This is a genomic window from Polaribacter sp. 2305UL8-11 (genome assembly GCF_058147165.1).
In genome coordinates, this window is record NZ_JBYVJW010000001.1 from 126,288 (window position 1) to 143,244 (window position 16,957).

Here is a 16,957-nt window from a genome sequence, read left to right on the forward strand (position 1 = left end):
GATATACAATATATACCTTATCTGGAATATTTAAAACATCTTTATAAAAGAATATTATTCCTATAATGAGTATAATTAGAACAAACAAATATTTTTTCATAACTAAATACATTTTAAACCATAATTAAGTTAAGCGAATGTTGTTAAGAATTAAAAATCACAAATCAAAAAGGTTATACTATTATCTGTTTTATATGTTAGTGATTTGTAGGTGGTATATCCTCTTTTAAATATGCTTTTATTATTATTGAATCTCCTTTTCTTATAACAAATTCTCTAACTTTTATTGTATGTTTCATAATACTCAGAATTTCAATGTTAAGTTTACTATTGGGGTTAACTAAGACCTCTATTTGAGTAAGTTTGTTTTTATTCTTTTTTGTTTGAAATAAAATATTATTAATTTTAAAAATGGCTGGTACCTATTTTTTATATTCATCAAATGGATATATTAATAATTTAGTAAAACCACTTTTAGTTTTTAATTTTTTTATCGAAAATGATTTATTATTAATTATTTTATGATTTGTTGAACAATTCATAAAAAATAATGTTAGTAGAAAACTTAGTTTTAAAAATTTTTAATTCAATACCAAAATTCAATTTTTTTTGTAGGATAAACCATTACTTTTTCACTGTTTTTTTGCTTTATAACAATAAAAAATTGCACATTATTACCAGAACCAAACTCTTCAAATTTCTCAAATAATCTTTCTTCAGAAATCAAATTAATGTTAGAAGAGTTTATCATTTTCCCTTTTCCATCTTTTAAAAAAAATAGACTTTTATTTTTACTGCAAAAAGTATAATATTTTTCAATATCAAAATTAGTTACTTTATAACAATTATTTGGTTTGTTTTTATACAGGATATAAATTTTATCTTTCTTTTCTATTAAAAATAGTGAAATAGATATGATAAGTACTATTGTTAAAATTAATGTTGAGTATTTATATTTTTTAATTACAGTCAGTATCATTACTTCTAGCTATGTTTTGTGTATTTTTTAATTCCTCTTTTTGAGAATGTGTCATTTCAAACCCCCATTGTAAAGCTAATAATTTATAGTTATCAAAGTTTGAAAATAATGAAGAATTATAGTTTTGAAGTACTACTGCCATTCTACTAATAAATTTGTCTTGCATAATGTCATGATGTATTGAACCTGAATACCCATTATCTTCTAAATAACTTTCATATAATTCTTTAAAACTTGAATTAGAATCGTTATAATGTTTTGCAAGAAATGCATGAGAAATTTCATGAATAAGTATTGCTGCAACTTCTATAGATGATAAAGTGTTGGCTAAATTCTCATTTATAAGTATAGTATAGTTACCATTATCATCAGGTATTGTTTTACCACCTCTATTACTTGGTAAATCACCTGATAATTTAAATGTTAAATTTCGTCCTCCAAAATTATTATTACCAAATTCTATAAATAAATCTGTAATCATATTATGAAAATTAGCTATACCACTTGATAATAATTTGTTGTATACACAAAGAGGCTTATCTTTTAATTCATTTATAATCTGTTCACTAGAATCACCATCACCACTATCTCCACCTCCCATAAGTTCATCTTCTATTGTGTCTTCATTACAAACATCATAAGTATATAATAAGCTATATTCTACATCTCCATTTGGATAGGTAGTTTCTATATACATACCCCATTCTACACAATCACTTCTATAAGATAGTTTATCTTTATTTTTAGAATATGGGCTTTCTACAAATACATTTTGTTTGTTATTAAGAATATAGGGTAAATTAAATATTTCTCCTTCAGCGTATATTGTTTTATTTTCTTTATCAAGAAATACTTTTAGAAACTCATCATAATTATTTCCTTTTTTCTCAAATAATAAATACGTAATCGCTTTTAGTACTTTTTTAGTTTTACTTTTTTTACTTTTAAAATTAAGAGTTTGCTTTTCTTTAAAAGGTACATAGATTTTTTTATTATTAATTATAGTATTATCCCAATCTAAATTGTATAAATAGTATCTGTTTTCTTCTAATAAAGAACTATGGTTTCTTTTAAACCAAGATTTTAAATTGTTAAGTTCTTGGTTTTGATGGGTAATGATTGAGTTTTTTTGTTCTAAGACTGTTTCCTCTTTTTCGCAACTTAATAGCAATAAAGAAATTCCTAAGCATAGAATTCCTGTTTTTAAAATTTTTATTAATTTTATATATTTCATTTTCATTAATTTAGAATCCTACTCTTTCGATTTTCAGAAGTTATACTCGTCTAATTATTTTTAACGTCTTTTTTAGCTTTCACATATTTTTGTCATAAGAGGGTAAGTCTTCTTTTCTTTTACCATAACTTTTTAGCAATTAATTATTGTATAAAGCTACAGACTTAAACAATATCTGTCAATCCCTGAAAATGGTGAAATTTTTATCTCACTGAAAATGGTGAGAAAATTTACTGTTTTCAGGGAGACAAAAATTATTTTTTGTAAAGTTAAATTGAATAAGATTAAGTTAATGTTGACAAAAAAGTAATTATCTTTGTAATATGAATATAGTTTTTCTTTTTATAAGCGGTCCAGAAATTATGGTTATCATGTTAATTGTAGTGATGGTTTTTGGTGCAGATAAAATACCTGAAATTGCTAGAGGTTTGGGTAAAGGAATGCGTCAAGTAAAAGATGCTACTAACGATATTAAAAAAGAAATTAAAGAAAGCTCTGAAAATCAAAAAATTACTACAGATGCTGTTTCAGATACTGCAAAAGAAACCACCAAAGGTATTAGTGAAGAGTTTCAAAGAGTTAAAAAAGATATTGACGATATTACTGGTCCAATAAAAAGAAATTTATAATCTTGAAAAAACATTTAAAATATTCGTTTTTTATTTTATGTTTTCTTTTTCTTTCTTGCAAAAACGATACAGTTCTTATCTCTGAAGAAGAAGAAATTAAAACACCAGTTTCTGCAACTTTTTATAACGCTGTAGATATTTCTTATTATCCGTCCATTCAAAAAAAAAGCCTTTCTTTTTACAATAGAAATGGTGCAAAAAGAGCTTTTTTACAAATTTTAAAAGGAAATAATGTAAATACCATTCGTTTGCGTTTGTGGCATACTCCTAAAGACGAACACGCAAGTTTTAAAGAAGTTGAAAAGTTTTCTAAAGAACTAAAAAATTTAGGATTTAAGGTTTGGTTAACGGTTCATTATTCAGATACTTGGGCAGATCCTGCAAATCAAAAAATACCAAAAGCTTGGGAGAATGCCTCTTTTTCTGTTTTAAAAGACAGTGTTTACAATTATACTTCTAAAATTATGAGTAAAATTGAACCAGATATTATTCAGATTGGAAATGAAATTGATTCTGGAATTTTATTACCTATAGGAGATATTGGCAATAATAGACAACAATTTTTAGACCTTTTAAAGAAAGGAATTACTGCAGTTAGAAACCATAATTTAAAAACTAAAATTATGATTCATAAAGCAGATTCTAAAGATGCAAAGTGGTTTTTTACCCTTGTAAAACCCTTAGATTACGATTTTATTGGGGTTTCTTATTACCCAAGATGGCATGGAAAAAGTTTAAGTGCTCTTAAAAATCAATTAGAAATTTTAGACACTAATTTTTCTCAAGATATTTTTTTAGCAGAAACTTCTTATCCTTTTACTTTGCAATGGAATGATAAAACAAACAACAATATTGGTGACAACTCTCAAATTATTTACCCTCAATTTCCTGCAACTTTAGAAGGACAAAAAGCCTATTTAAAAGAAATAAAAACCATTGTAAAATCTTTAAAAAAAGGTGTTGGTTTAGGATATTGGGGTGCAGAATGGGTGGCTTTTGAAGGACCAGATGCAACTACAACTGGATCTCCTTGGGAAAACCAAGCGTTGTTTGATTTTAACTTAAAAGCAACACCTGCTTTAGAAGTTTTTAAAGATTAATTTTTTGCTAGGATTCTTACTTTGGCAGGAAGAAAAAAGGTTATTTTACCCTACTTATTGTTAAACCATCTCTAATTGGTAATAAAACGGTTTCAATTCTGGCATCTTCATTCAGTAATTTATTATATTCTAAAAGTACTTTTGTGTCTTTGTCTTTTGGGTCTAATGCTTCTACAACTTTACCACTCCACAACACATTATCAGACAAAATAATAGCTCCAGAATTCATTTTATCAATAATTAAATGAAAATAATTGATGTAGTTAGATTTGTCTGCATCAATAAAAACCAAATCAAATTTTTCATTAAGCTTCGGAATTATTTTTTTGGCATCTCCAACCAACTGTTCTATTTGATTTCTGTATCCAGATTTTTTAAAGTATTTGTTTTGTAATGTTTCTAATTCTTCGTTTTTATCAATAGTTATTATTTTTCCATTACAATGTAAACCTTCTGCCAAACAAAGTGCAGAATATCCTGTATAAGTGCCTATTTCTAAAACTTTTTTAGGTTGAATTAATTTTGAAATCATAGATAATACTCTTCCTTGAAAAGCACCACTTAACATTCTTGGGTTTAAAATTTTCTGCCAAGTTTCTCTGCTTAATTCTTGTAAGATTTGTGGTTCTTGTTGTGAGTGTGCTACAACATAATTATCTATGTTTTCTGGTAAAAAGTCCATTCTTTTTCTGGTCGAGCGCAGTCGAGACCTAAATTAAATTCTTAAAAATTAACCTCTAGACTGCACTCAAGAGGACATTTTTTATAGTTTCAAAAATACAAAAAAACGGAATTTATATTTCTATAAATCCCGTTTCAATCTAACAAAAAATCAAAAATGTGATTTTCTAAAAATCACGAAAATTTCTTTTATTCTTTAAACTTTTCTAACTCTTGTTTTAACAAAGCTTTATCAGCATCACTCATACAATGTTTTAAACTTTTACAAGTATTTGCATGCCCTTTATAAATTTTTGTGAGCGTCATATTTTGTTTGGTGTATTTAAAGCAAAATTTACATCGTATAAAATGGATATTTAACTTTAGTTTTTCTAATAGAGTTGCTTCACCATATTGATTTTTATCACATATAGCAGTTGCTTCATCGCAAGTTAATTTTAAACTTTTAAACATTTTTTTAAATATTAAACCAGTTATCTTCCATACATTTTCTGAGCTGTGTTCTAGCTCTGTGAATAATAACCCATAAATTTGACGCAGTTATACCTAACTCCTTACAAATTTCTTCAGTTTCAAATTCTTGAATGGTTTTCATCCTAAAAACCATTGCGTATTTTTCTGGTAAAGCACTTATACAGTTTTCTAATTGGTTCTTTAATTCTTCGTTCTCGATAGATTTTTCTGCTTGGTTATCCCAACTTTGTGGTACTCTTTCCTCTAACCAATTACCTTCATTTTCTCCATCGTCATAAAAATTCATTCTAACTTCTGCTTGCCCTTTCTTAGAATTTATTTTTCTGTAATGATCAATTATCTTTCTTTTTAAAATAGAAACCAACCAAGTTCTTTCTGTAGATTTTCCTTGAAAATTTTTGGCTGATTTTAATCCTGCAAAGAAAGTATCTTGCACTAAATCTTTTGCTAAATCGCTATTATTTACACGCACAATAGCATAATTATACATGTAATCTGCATATTTATCTATCCACTTGTCTGTGTTTAAAGTAACTTTTTCTTGCGTCATTAGAGAATTAAAGCTCAAATATAATGTTATTTTTTTTGATTTATAGCCTTACAGCTTGCTCTTCTTCTCATGTCTACCAAATAAATTATTTCCCATTTTCCATTATTGTTAAATAACTGAAAAGAGTTGGCTCCACAATGGCTAAATGTTCCGTTTAAATAAAACTCATAAGGTGTCCAAACTGAGGCTAAATTTTCATCAATTTTAATGGTATATGAAAGTAATTTTTCTAAATAAACGTCTTCTAGTTTTTTATTTGAAACTCCTTTTAGCAAGTTTTCTTTAGATTGCGTTCTCAATACCTTCCTTGCTTCCTTATTTGTATACGTGGTTTGAATTTTAATATCTTTATGAAGGGTGCTTTTTAAAATTGCACTATCTCCCTTATGCAAGCCTTCAAAAAAAGTTTCAATTACTTTTTTTATAGCTTTTTCTTCTTTGTTTTGTTGTGCAGAAATTGATGTTGAAAAAGCTAAAGCAACTAAAAAAATGATAATTCTTGTCATAAAAGATTAGTTTTAAATGCGCTAAAAATAAATAAAAATTTAACCCTCTTTTTTTAATTGATTAAGATTAACTAAATATTAACTTGTTTTATATCTTCTGCTTTTTCTTACATTTACAACATTCAAAAAATACCATAAGAATGTCCACAGCAAAGAAAGAATACAAAAAAGTTACTGTAAAATCTCTAGTAGATATGAAAAAAAATGGAGAGAAAATCTCTATGTTAACTGCTTATGATTTTACCATGGCAAAAATTTTAGATGATGCAGGCATTGATGTGCTTCTTGTTGGAGATTCTGCATCTAATGTTATGGCTGGTCATGAAACAACTTTACCTATAACTTTAGATCAAATGATTTATCATGCAAGCTCTGTAATTAGAGCTATTAATAGGTGTTTGGTTGTGGTAGATCTCCCTTTTGGAAGTTACCAATCAGATCCAAAAGAAGCATTAAGATCTGCCATAAGAATTATGAAAGAAAGTGGTGCTCATTCTATAAAATTAGAAGGAGGGAAAGAAATTAAAGAGTCTATAAAACGTATTTTAAATGCTGGAATTCCTGTAATGGGGCATTTGGGTTTAACACCACAATCTATTTATAAGTTTGGAACTTATACAGTTAGAGCTAAAGAAGAAGAAGAAGCAGAGCAATTAGTTGAAGATGCCTTATTGTTAGAAAGGTTGGGTTGTTTTGCTCTTGTTTTAGAAAAAGTGCCTGCAAAACTAGCTAAAAGAGTTGCAGATGCAATTTCTATTCCTGTAATTGGAATTGGAGCTGGGAATGATGTAGATGGACAAGTTTTAGTAACCCATGATATGATTGGTATGACACACGAATTTCATCCGCGTTTTTTAAGACGTTATTTAGATTTATATAAAGATATGACTGGCGCTTTTAAAACCTACATTTCTGATGTAAAAACTGGCGATTTTCCAAATGAAAAGGAGCAGTATTAAAAGCCCATCCTAACCTTCCCAAAGGGAAGGAATTCTTAAAACTAATTATGATGACTATGTTACTATGTGGTCAAAATATTTATCAATGAAAATATTACACCTAGATACAAATCACCCACTTTTAATAAATCAATTAAATGAGTTGGGTTTTACAAATGATGAAGATTATACTTCAACAAAATTAGCAATTGAGGCAAAAATTCATTTATATGATGGTTTTATCATTAGAAGTCGTTTTTCTATTGATAAAGACTTTTTAGACAAAGCCACAAATCTAAAGTTTATTGGTAGAGTTGGTGCTGGTTTAGAAAACATCGATTGTAATTATGCTACATCCAAAAACATCGAATTAATTGCAGCTCCAGAAGGCAATAGAAATGCAGTTGGCGAGCATTCTTTAGCCATGTTACTTTCGCTTTTTAACAAACTAAATAAAGCCGATAAAGAAGTTAGAAACGGAAAATGGCTACGTGAAGAAAATCGCGGAATTGAACTCGATGGAAAAATAGTGGGCTTAATTGGTTATGGAAATATGGGAAAATCATTTGCAAAAAAATTACGCGGTTTTGATGTTGATGTTCTATGTTATGATATAAAACCCAATGTTGGCGATGAAAATTGTACCCAAGTTTCTTTAAAAGAAATCCAAGAAAAAGCAGATGTTTTAAGTTTACATACACCACAAACAGCGCTTACAAAACAAATGGTAAATGCAGATTTCATCAATGGTTTTCAAAAGAATTTCTGGTTGATAAATACTGCACGTGGAACAGCTGTAGTTACCAAAGATTTAGTTGCTGCATTAAAATCAGGAAAAATTTTAGGTGCTGGTTTAGATGTTTTAGAGTACGAAAAATCGTCTTTCGAAAATTTATTTTCTGATGATAAAATGCCTGATGCTTTCCAATATTTAATTGATGCCGAAAATGTAATATTGTCTCCACATGTTGCTGGTTGGACAATTGAAAGTAAAGAAAAATTAGCACAAACCATTGTAGATAAAATTAAAGCAAAATTTTGCTAACTTAAAATATTTGTCATTTTTTAAAACTTGTATAGAAATCATGCTCTTTTTTCGGTTTATAAACTTCAATTTGTTTCACTAAAAATTATAGACTCAGAAAAAATTTGCTAAATTGTAGCACTTTTGTCATTCCAATTGAAGAATGAAGAGGAATCTAATTTTTAATATGTTTTTTAATTTCAGAGAAGATTTCTCAATCGCTTAAAAAAGCTCATTTGGAAATGATATTTATTTTAAAAATTAAATTATGAAATACAAAGCAAATTCACCCGAAGATTATATCAATCAAGTTCCTGAAGAACGTCAAGAAACTTTAAGTAAATTAAGAAAAATCATAAAAAATAATTTACCTGAAGGTTTTGAAGAAGGCATTCAATACGGAATGATTGGGTATTATGTACCACATTCAACTTATCCAGATGGTTATCACTGCAACCCAAGAGAACCTTTGCCTTTTATGAGTTTTGCATCCCAAAAAGCTTCTGTAAATTTATATCATAGTGGTATTTATGCCATTCCAGAAATTCACGATTGGTTTGTAAATGAATATCCAAAGCACTGTAAACGAAAATTAGATATGGGAAAAAGTTGTATCCGTTTTAAAAAAATGGAGGAAATTCCTTTTGATTTAATTGCAGAATTATGCAAAAAAATAACTGTTGAACAATGGATTAACGTGTATGAAACAAACATCAAAAAGAAATAAAATATGAAGAACAGAGTTACAGGAATTGGTGGTTTGTTTTTTAAAAGTGATGATACAAAAGCCGCTAAAGAATGGTACAAAAAACATTTAGGTTTTAATACAGATGATTGGGGTTGTACTTTTTGGTGGAAAGATAAAGATGGAAAAGAATGCTCTACACAGTGGAGTCCGTTTGCAAAAGATACTTCTTATTTTAAGCCTTCCAAAAAAGATTTTATGTTTAATTATAGAGTGGAAAATTTGGTAGAATTATTAGAAGAACTCAAAAAAGAAGGTGTTACTATTGTCGGAGAAATGCAAGAATTTGATTATGGAAAATTTGGATGGATTTTAGACAACGAAGGAAATAAAATTGAGCTTTGGGAACCTATAGACCAAGCTTTTAAATAAATTAAAACACTAAAAAACAGATAGTTATGCTTTACAAAAAAAGTCTTTTATATAAGAAAGAAACTTATGTAAATAAAGAAGAAATAGAACAAAAAGATAATATTTCTAAAATTAAAGAAGCTGCAAAAGATATTTTTGATTCTTCTAAAGAAAAATTTAATGAAACTTTTAGTGATGAAAATATTGATAAAGTAAAACACAAAGCAGACGAACTAAAAACCTCTGCAAAAGAAAAAGCATCTGAGTTTTCTGAAGATGCTAAAGAGGCTTTTGATATAATTACAGAAAAGGGTTCTGAAATTGCAAGTGATGCTGCAGAACATATTGCAGATTTTGCAGAAGAAGCAAAAGAAGATATTAAAGAAGCATCTAAAAAAGTACAAGATTTTTTTAAGAAGTTTACCAAAAAATAATTTTATGAAATTTTTATCTAACTACCCAACAGAGGTATTAATATTACTTTTTTTAATTGTTACTTTTGTTCAATCTGGTATTGATAAATTGTTAGATTGGAAGGGAAATGTTGATTTTATTACAGCTCATTTTAAAAATTCTCCCCTTAAAAATAGTGTTCCGTTATTACTAGCTGTTATTTTAATCATAGAAATAGTTGCAGGTGGTTTCATGATTTTTGGAGTCTATCAAATTTATAGTTCAGGAGCAAAAGAAATCGCTTTATTAGGTGTAGAGCTTTCTGCTATCACTTTAATTTTTTTATTAATTGGGCAACGTTTGGCAAAAGATTATGCAGGTGCAATGTCTTTAGCAGTCTATTTTATAATTACACTTTGGGGTGTTTATTTGTTAAATAATTAAAATTGATAGTTTTTTAACTTTGCATAATTAATAGCTATTGAAAAACCTCTTAAAAATTGCGTTTTAAGAGGTTTTTTATTTTTATTAAACAGATACAGTAGTTTTTAATCATAAAAGTGTTTATACATAGTTTAAAAACGTTTTTTTTACTTTCTAAGCACATAAATTAAAGAAGAGTATTCAGTGCTTCTACTTGCTTTCATATTTGAGACAAACCCTCTATAAAATGCTTTTACAGGATTCATCTTACCTGTTTTGTATTTTTCGCTTAATAAAGAAACATAATAAGCATCAAACTTCATTGGTAGAGTTTGCTCTACAATCATATCTTCTTCAGAAAAAATCTTATGAATAGAACATTGAGAAAAATGCCATAAATGTCTTGGTACATCAAAAGCAGCCCAAAACTCTTTATAATGTTTTGCGTCGTAGCTTTTAAAATTAGGTACTGCAATTATTAGCTTTCCGTTTTTAGAAAGTAATTCTTTTAGTTTTGTAATGTAATCAGACAACTTTTCTACATGTTCTAAAACATGCCAAAGTGTAATTACATCAAATTTTTTATCGATAATTTTAAACAAATCCTCGCCTAAAACAACCTCTTTTTCTTTGGCTATTTTCCTCGCATTTTCATTAGGTTCTATTCCAAATATATTCCAATGGTTAGAAGCACATACTTTTAAAAAATCTCCAGTTCCAGCACCAACATCTAAAATATTTTTTGTCTTGGTTTTAAAAGAATTTATTAAAGATAACTTTCTTTTTAAAGTAATGTTTTTTGCAGATTGATACACTTTGTCTAAAACAGATTTTTTACTATCTGTATGAGAAATATAATCGTCACTTTTGTAATAATTTTCTAAATCAACAGGAATTGGTGATGTTACCAAAAGATCGTATTCTGGATTAAACATTACTTCATAAGTTTCTCCAGAAACTGTGTGGTCTTTACAATTTAAAAAAGGTTTTAACCCTTTTTGCAGTTCTCTTTTTCTCCCCATATTTTACTTTTTCTTTTAAATGTTCCACGAGGAACATCTGCATTTTCTTTTTTAATTTACCTGCCCATATAAACTAACAACACAGAAATATCACTGGGGGAAACTCCACTAATTCTACTGGCTTGTGATATAGATGTTGGTTGTATTTTACTTAGTTTTTCTCTTGCTTCAAAAGAAAGCGATTTTACTTTTTGATAATTAAACTGAGAAGGAATAGTTATATTTTCTAATCTATTTAATTTATCTGCATTGTTTTTTTCTTTAGCAATATATCCAGCATATTTTAAATGAATAACTGCTTGCTCTATTACTTCTTTATCAATTAAATTTTCTTCTAAAAAAGAGTTTAATTTACTTAAGTCTTTAAAATCTGAAAACTCTAATTGCGGTCTTGCTGCAATTTTATAAAGTTTCATAGATTGGTTAATTAATGATAAATTTTTTGCTTCTAAAATAGGATTTATCTCAACTTCGGTTACAGTTGTTTCTTGCAAAAATTTGATTAACAAATCTGTTTTATCTTGTTTTTCTAATACTCGATCTAATCTTTCTTTAGAAGCCAAGCCTAACTTAAAACCAATTGGAGTTAATCTTAAATCTGCATTATCTTGCCTTAACAAAGTTCTATATTCTGCTCTAGAAGTAAACATCCTATAAGGCTCTTCTGTGCCTTTTGTAATTAAATCATCAATTAAAACACCAATATAAGCTTCATTTCTTTTTAAGATAAAAGACGGTTTTCCTTGCACCTTTAATGCAGCATTTACTCCTGCCATTAAACCTTGGGCAGCTGCTTCTTCATAACCTGTTGTTCCGTTAATTTGACCTGCAAAGAATAAGTTTTCTATGAGCTTTGTTTCTAAAGAATGTGTTAATTGTGTTGGTGGAAAATAATCATACTCTATTGCATAACCATACCTTAAAAATTTTACATTTTCAAAACCTTCAATTGCACGAATTGCCTTGTCTTGAATATCTTCTGGTAGTGATGTTGAAAAACCATTTACATACATCTCACAAGTTGTCCAACCCTCAGGTTCTACAAAAATTTGGTGCCTTTCTTTTGTTGCAAAACGATCAATTTTATCTTCAACAGAAGGACAATATCTAGGACCTGTAGATTTAATTCTTCCATTAAACATTGGAGATCTATCAAAACCCTCTCGCAACAAATCATGAACTTTTAAATTGGTATATGTTAACCAACAAGAACGTTGTTTTGTAAGTTGATTTGTAGTTGGTAAATACGAAAACTTTTCTGTAACTTCATCTCCAGGTTGCTCAATCATTTTAGCGTAATCTAAAGAACGACCATCCACTCTTGGTGGTGTTCCTGTTTTCATTCTTCCAGACTCAAAACCTTTTGCAACTAAATCTTCTGTAATTCCTGTAGAGGCACCTTCACCTGCTCTACCTCCTCCAAAACTTTTATCTCCAATATGAATTAATCCGTTTAAAAAAGTTCCTGCAGTAATTATTACAGTCTTTGCTTTTATCTCTAATCCCAAAGCTGTTTTTACACCAATTATTTTATTTTCATCAAACAACAATCCATTAACAGAATCTTGATAAAAATCTAAGTTCTTGGTTTGTTCTAACATTGTTCTCCAGCATTCTGCAAACTGCATTCTATCAGATTGCGCTCTTGGACTCCACATAGCAGGTCCTTTAGATTTATTCAGCATTTTAAACTGAATTGCTGTATTGTCTGTAACAACTCCACTATAACCTCCTAATGCATCAATTTCTCTAACAATTTGCCCTTTTGCAATACCTCCCATTGCTGGGTTGCAACTCATTTGTGCAATGTTTTGAAGATTCATTGTAATTAATAAAGTATGTGCACCCATGTTTGCAGCTGCTGCAGCTGCCTCACTTCCTGCATGTCCTCCACCTACTACAATTACATCATAATTTGTTGTAAATAAGCTCATTTTTTTATAGTTCCACGTGAAACTTTATATTTAAGATATTGATTATCAATTATTTAAAAACTCTAAAGCTTTGTTTTCTGCATTTCTCATCTCTTCTTTTTCTAATTTAGATTTATCTTTAAAACCCATAAAATGTAAAATTCCATGCATCATTACTCTATGTAATTCTTCATCAAAAGAAACATTAAAATCTTGTGCATTTTCTTCTACTCTTTCTACAGATATAAAAATATCTCCTCCAATTTGTTTACCTAAAGTATTATCAAAACTAATAATATCTGTTAGTGTATCATGTTGTAAAAACTCTACATTTAGTTTGTAAAGATATGCATCATCACAAAAAATGTAATTAATTTCACCAACACTAAACAACTTCCATTTAAGAAATTGTGTAATTCGTTGCTCTAAAAATTCTTCATTTTTAAGTTTAAATGATGTTTCGTAGTTGAAAGTAACCATACCTACTCTTTCTGTTTGTCAGAGAAATATTCTCTAACTTTCTTTTTAAAATTTTGCTGCAAAGGTAATGATTGTCTATTTAATATCTCTGTTTGATTATAAAACTGCTTTTTAAATTGCAAAGCTTTGATATTTCTTTTATCAAACTCTTTTAGGTTGGTATTAGATTTACGCTTTTTATCTTTACCCTGTTCTAGTGATGCTTTGTCTAATTTTAATAACTCGTAATTTAAATTTTGCATTTTTTGAAGTGTACCTGCATTAAAACCTTTTTCTAAAATTTCGTTTTCTAAATCTTCCATTTTCTTTAAAGCTTTTCTTGCTTCTCCATTTACTCCATTTCCTCCTGTTTCAGATTTTTCTATTTGATTTTGTAACTCTTGTCTAAGCAAACTTTGTTGCTTGTAGATTTCGTAAATCTGGCCATCTAAATCATCATTACTATCTCCTTCTCCATTTCCATTGCCTTTACCATTTTCACCTGGTTTTTCTCCTTTACCTTTTTGTCCTTTATTTCCTTTATCACCTGGTTTTTTTCCATCTTCACCTTTTTTTCCATCTTTTCCATCTCCTTTTTTTTCACCTGGTTTTTTCCCTTTTTGCATCCCTTTTTGCATTTTTTTTGACAAACCTTCTTGTTTTTTTATTAAATCTGGCAAACTAAAACCACTTCCTTTACCCTTTTTTCCTTTACCCATTTTCATAGACATCGAATTTTTCATGCTATTTAAAATGTTGCTTAAATAATCTGCTAAATTATTTACAGATGTCATTACATACCTTTGGTTAGAGACTCCATTTGTGAATCGGTTTTCAGAAAAATTTTCTAAAGATTGGTCTAAGTTATAATGTGTTGTAGATAAATCGTCTTTGATTTTTGCAGAAATCTTTGGCAAACGCATAGACAATACATACAAACTATCATCTATATGTTCAAAATAGGTTTTAAGTTGGTTTTGCTTTTTTAAATCTTTACCAAAATCTGGATGAGAAGTAGAAGTTTCGCCAAACTTATTCATTAAATTTTCTTGTTGAAAAGAGAAAATGACTAAATTCTCTAAAATTTTACGCAAATCATTCATATTTTCCTCTATAGATTCTCCTTCCATTTCCATCATCTGTTTCTGCATTTTAGCACTCATTTCTTTCATCTTTTTAGAAGAATTCTTTTGACTCTTTTTTGCGTCTGCAGATTTATTTTCTTGTAAGTTTTTTTCAGAATTATTTAGTTCTTTATCAATATCTTCCTTTTCATCATCTACATCAGGAAGCTCCATAGGTTCTTTTAATTTTTTATTGTCTTTATCAAGTTCTTTTAACTCTTCCTTAATGGCATCAAACTCTTTTTTTATTTCTTTTTGATCATTTAAATTAGTGCTATCTTTTTTTGATAAATCTTCTTGTTTTTTTGCTAATTCTTCTATTTTGGTAGCAATTTGCATTGTTTTTTGTTCTACATAAAATCGTTTGGTAAGTTCTAAAATGCGCTCTAAACTTCGTTCTTGTTGTTTGTTTTGTTGTGCTAATTCTTTAGATTTTTTTACCAAATCGTCTTTATTCAATTTCTCAGCCATTTTCTGGATTTCATCCAATAATTTCTGTTGCCTTTGTAATTTTTTTAATTCTTGAATGCGCTCTTTTAATTCTTCTTTTTTATTTTGAATATTCTCATTCTCATCTTTTTTCTCTTCTAAATTTTCTTGCAACTTATCTGTTTGACGTTGCATCATTTTATTATATTGATTTTGACGTTCTATGAATTTTTGAATCTTTTTTTTATCGTTCCAATTCATTTTCTTTTTGCCTTGTAAATCTTTTTGAACGTCTTCTAATTCCTTTTGTTGTTTTTGTTGTTTGGTTATAGAATTTTCTATATTGTTTATCGTATTTTTTTGCTCTTGGAATAACTCCTCTTCTACTTCCTGTGTCGTTTTTTGCCTGTAATTAAAAACTTTACTTTTCGCTTTTTTATTTCCGTTTACGGCGTCATTATCAAAAACTTGAAAAAACAACTCGTAATTAACTCCTTTTTGTAACTCTAATCCATCAGGAAATTGATAGAAAAAAGTTTGGACATTTTCTTTAGTTATTGGTAAATCAATCGTTTTTTGATTGCTAGGAGTCTCATCATTATAATAAACAATTTGTAGTTTATTTAATCCATAATCATCAGAAACTTGGCCTGCAAATTGTGCTGTTCCACGTGAAATACTGTCAATATTAGATTGAACTGCAATAGATGGGCTTTCATCTTTTACAATAGCTACAGAGAACTGTAAATTCTCAAAATCTTTTAAGTTTTTATTAGAAGATGTTATTTGATAATTGATTGCTTCTCTTATTCTTTTGGAAAATGTAAATGTATTTTCTGAAACCAAATTAAAATATGCTCTTTTGTTATTATTGATAAACGCAACAGAATCTGTTTGATTGGCAGAAACATTCCATATTATTTTTGTTCCTTCTGGTACAGTTAAATTTCCTGTGTTTTGGATTGTTTGATTCTTTTTACCTACATAAAAAGGATATTGTAAACTTAGAGAAATGTTGTTTATAGTTGGTGTAGGGATTACTTTAATTTGATAATCTTTAGACTGAATCCCATTGGCTTCTAAATAAAAATCGATTGGTTTTAGAACATCAGAAAAAGTGTATGAAAATGTTCCATCACCATTATTTTGAAGATAGTATTGCTGGTTATCAAACAATATTTTTGCTTCATTTGGCATTACTTCTCCTTTAGTTTGCACTTGAATTGTAATTGGTTTTCCTTGTATTACTTGTAAGTTTTTATTTGCTAAAAAAAAAGAAAATGGAGCTGGAGGTGTGTACACAGTTCTATGATTTACAACACGTTCTAAACTTTCTGTAAAAACAGCATTATTACCTGATAATAAGATAATTAACCAAATTAAAACAGGTACAACAGCATATTTTAAATATTTTTTGTTTTTCTTAAAATCGACAGCTTTTACAAACGGAATAGGTTGCAATTCATCCGATTTTTGATTGATACTTGCCAATAATAAATCCGATTGATTTGAGTGTTGCTTTAACTGTAAAACATTTAATAATTTGTCTTGCACTTCAGGAAAATGGCTACCAATAATTTTAGAAGATTCTTCGTAAGAAATTCCTTTTTGTAATCCTATCAATTTAAAAATAGGAAAAGCTATAAAGCGTATCAATAAAAAAACTTCAACAACAATAAACAACCAAAATAATAGGGTTCTTGCAGTTGGTTTCAACCATAAAAAATATTCTAAAAACAAGGTAAAAAAGAAGTATAATACTCCTAAAGAAAGGAATAAAATAACACCTTTAATCAACTCACTTGTGTAATATTTCTGTGAAAACTGATGTAGTTTTTTCTCTATGTTTGTAAATCCGCTCATAAATAACAAATAAAAATACTATTTTTAGAATAAATTAAGCATCAAATAATTGTTAAAACAAAGAAAGACACTATTTTGAGTAACTTACATCTATATTTAGAAAACAAAAAACACTAATTT

At 28.2% G+C, this 16,957-nt stretch carries 18 protein-coding genes; 8 read left to right on the forward strand and 10 right to left on the reverse strand.

Annotated elements, in window-relative coordinates; genetic code table 11:
• Nucleotides 1–586 precede the first annotated feature (586 nt).
• Together ACY2RW_RS00525 and ACY2RW_RS00530 are read right to left on the reverse strand one after the other, a co-directional pair.
• The gene (locus tag ACY2RW_RS00525; protein WP_490120730.1) at nt 587–979 is read right to left on the reverse strand and encodes a hypothetical protein; all 393 of its coding nucleotides are present in this window, start codon (nt 977–979) and stop codon (nt 587–589) included.
• Complete coding sequence (locus tag ACY2RW_RS00530) at nt 960–2,213, reverse strand: hypothetical protein (RefSeq protein ID WP_490120731.1); 1,254 nt, start codon at nt 2,211–2,213, stop codon at nt 960–962. The genes ACY2RW_RS00525 and ACY2RW_RS00530 overlap by 20 nt, the downstream gene beginning before the upstream one ends.
• A gap of 323 nt (nt 2,214–2,536) precedes the next feature.
• On the opposite strand from ACY2RW_RS00530, the gene ACY2RW_RS00535 reads away from it, so the two are divergent.
• Nucleotides 2,537–2,842: a Sec-independent protein translocase subunit TatA/TatB gene (locus ACY2RW_RS00535; RefSeq protein WP_490120732.1), complete on the forward strand. Its 306-nt coding sequence runs from the start codon at nt 2,537–2,539 to the stop codon at nt 2,840–2,842.
• 2 nt (nt 2,843–2,844) lie between these two features.
• Complete coding sequence (locus ACY2RW_RS00540; protein ID WP_490120733.1) at nt 2,845–3,942, forward strand: glycoside hydrolase family 53 protein; 1,098 nt, start codon at nt 2,845–2,847, stop codon at nt 3,940–3,942.
• Nucleotides 3,943–3,982: 40 nt separating this feature from the next.
• Here ACY2RW_RS00540 and ACY2RW_RS00545 read toward each other — a convergent pair whose 3' ends face one another.
• From ACY2RW_RS00545 to ACY2RW_RS00560, 4 genes are all read right to left on the reverse strand, one after another.
• Nucleotides 3,983–4,624 (reverse strand): O-methyltransferase, encoded by a 642-nt coding sequence (locus tag ACY2RW_RS00545; RefSeq protein ID WP_490120734.1) that lies wholly within the window; start codon nt 4,622–4,624, stop codon nt 3,983–3,985.
• 188 nt (nt 4,625–4,812) lie between these two features.
• Nucleotides 4,813–5,076 (reverse strand): hypothetical protein, encoded by a 264-nt coding sequence (locus tag ACY2RW_RS00550; protein WP_490120735.1) that lies wholly within the window; start codon nt 5,074–5,076, stop codon nt 4,813–4,815.
• A gap of 4 nt (nt 5,077–5,080) precedes the next feature.
• A complete protein-coding gene (locus ACY2RW_RS00555; protein ID WP_490120736.1) occupies nt 5,081–5,647 on the reverse strand; it encodes a sigma-70 family RNA polymerase sigma factor in 567 nt (188 codons plus the stop codon).
• 26 nt (nt 5,648–5,673) lie between these two features.
• Nucleotides 5,674–6,153 (reverse strand): nuclear transport factor 2 family protein, encoded by a 480-nt coding sequence (locus tag ACY2RW_RS00560; RefSeq protein ID WP_490120737.1) that lies wholly within the window; start codon nt 6,151–6,153, stop codon nt 5,674–5,676.
• 140 nt (nt 6,154–6,293) lie between these two features.
• Here ACY2RW_RS00560 and panB point away from each other — a divergent pair, with 140 nt between their 5' ends.
• The 6 genes from panB (at nt 6,294) to ACY2RW_RS00590 (ending at nt 10,048) form a co-directional block, all read left to right on the forward strand.
• A complete protein-coding gene (gene panB / locus ACY2RW_RS00565; RefSeq protein WP_490120738.1) occupies nt 6,294–7,112 on the forward strand; it encodes a 3-methyl-2-oxobutanoate hydroxymethyltransferase in 819 nt (272 codons plus the stop codon).
• Nucleotides 7,113–7,197: 85 nt separating this feature from the next.
• Entirely contained in the window at nt 7,198–8,136 is a 939-nt protein-coding gene (locus ACY2RW_RS00570) for a 2-hydroxyacid dehydrogenase (RefSeq protein WP_490120739.1), read from the forward strand.
• Between the two features lie 247 nt (nt 8,137–8,383).
• Nucleotides 8,384–8,842, forward strand: coding sequence for a DUF1801 domain-containing protein (locus ACY2RW_RS00575; RefSeq protein ID WP_490120740.1), 459 nt, complete (start codon nt 8,384–8,386; stop codon nt 8,840–8,842).
• 3 nt (nt 8,843–8,845) lie between these two features.
• Nucleotides 8,846–9,232, forward strand: a complete 387-nt coding sequence (locus ACY2RW_RS00580; protein ID WP_490120741.1) for a VOC family protein — start codon at nt 8,846–8,848, stop codon at nt 9,230–9,232.
• A gap of 26 nt (nt 9,233–9,258) precedes the next feature.
• Nucleotides 9,259–9,645 carry a hypothetical protein gene (locus ACY2RW_RS00585; protein ID WP_490120742.1) on the forward strand — a complete coding sequence of 129 codons (387 nt, stop codon included), beginning with the start codon at nt 9,259–9,261 and terminating at the stop codon, nt 9,643–9,645.
• 4 nt (nt 9,646–9,649) lie between these two features.
• Nucleotides 9,650–10,048: a DoxX family membrane protein gene (locus ACY2RW_RS00590; protein ID WP_490120743.1), complete on the forward strand. Its 399-nt coding sequence runs from the start codon at nt 9,650–9,652 to the stop codon at nt 10,046–10,048.
• A 146-nt stretch (nt 10,049–10,194) separates the two neighbouring features.
• Here ACY2RW_RS00590 and ACY2RW_RS00595 read toward each other — a convergent pair whose 3' ends face one another.
• From ACY2RW_RS00595 to ACY2RW_RS00610, 4 genes are read right to left on the reverse strand one after another with little or no spacing between them, the layout of a single operon-like run.
• Nucleotides 10,195–11,049, reverse strand: a complete 855-nt coding sequence (locus ACY2RW_RS00595; RefSeq protein ID WP_490120744.1) for a class I SAM-dependent methyltransferase — start codon at nt 11,047–11,049, stop codon at nt 10,195–10,197.
• 56 nt (nt 11,050–11,105) lie between these two features.
• On the reverse strand, nt 11,106–12,983 hold the full coding sequence (gene mnmG, locus ACY2RW_RS00600) for a tRNA uridine-5-carboxymethylaminomethyl(34) synthesis enzyme MnmG (RefSeq protein ID WP_490120745.1): 1,878 nt from the start codon (nt 12,981–12,983) through the stop codon (nt 11,106–11,108).
• 45 nt (nt 12,984–13,028) lie between these two features.
• On the reverse strand, nt 13,029–13,442 hold the full coding sequence (gene ybeY, locus ACY2RW_RS00605; protein WP_490120746.1) for an rRNA maturation RNase YbeY: 414 nt from the start codon (nt 13,440–13,442) through the stop codon (nt 13,029–13,031).
• A gap of 2 nt (nt 13,443–13,444) precedes the next feature.
• Nucleotides 13,445–16,837 (reverse strand): DUF4175 family protein, encoded by a 3,393-nt coding sequence (locus ACY2RW_RS00610; RefSeq protein ID WP_490120747.1) that lies wholly within the window; start codon nt 16,835–16,837, stop codon nt 13,445–13,447.
• Between the last annotated feature and the right edge of the window lie 120 nt (nt 16,838–16,957).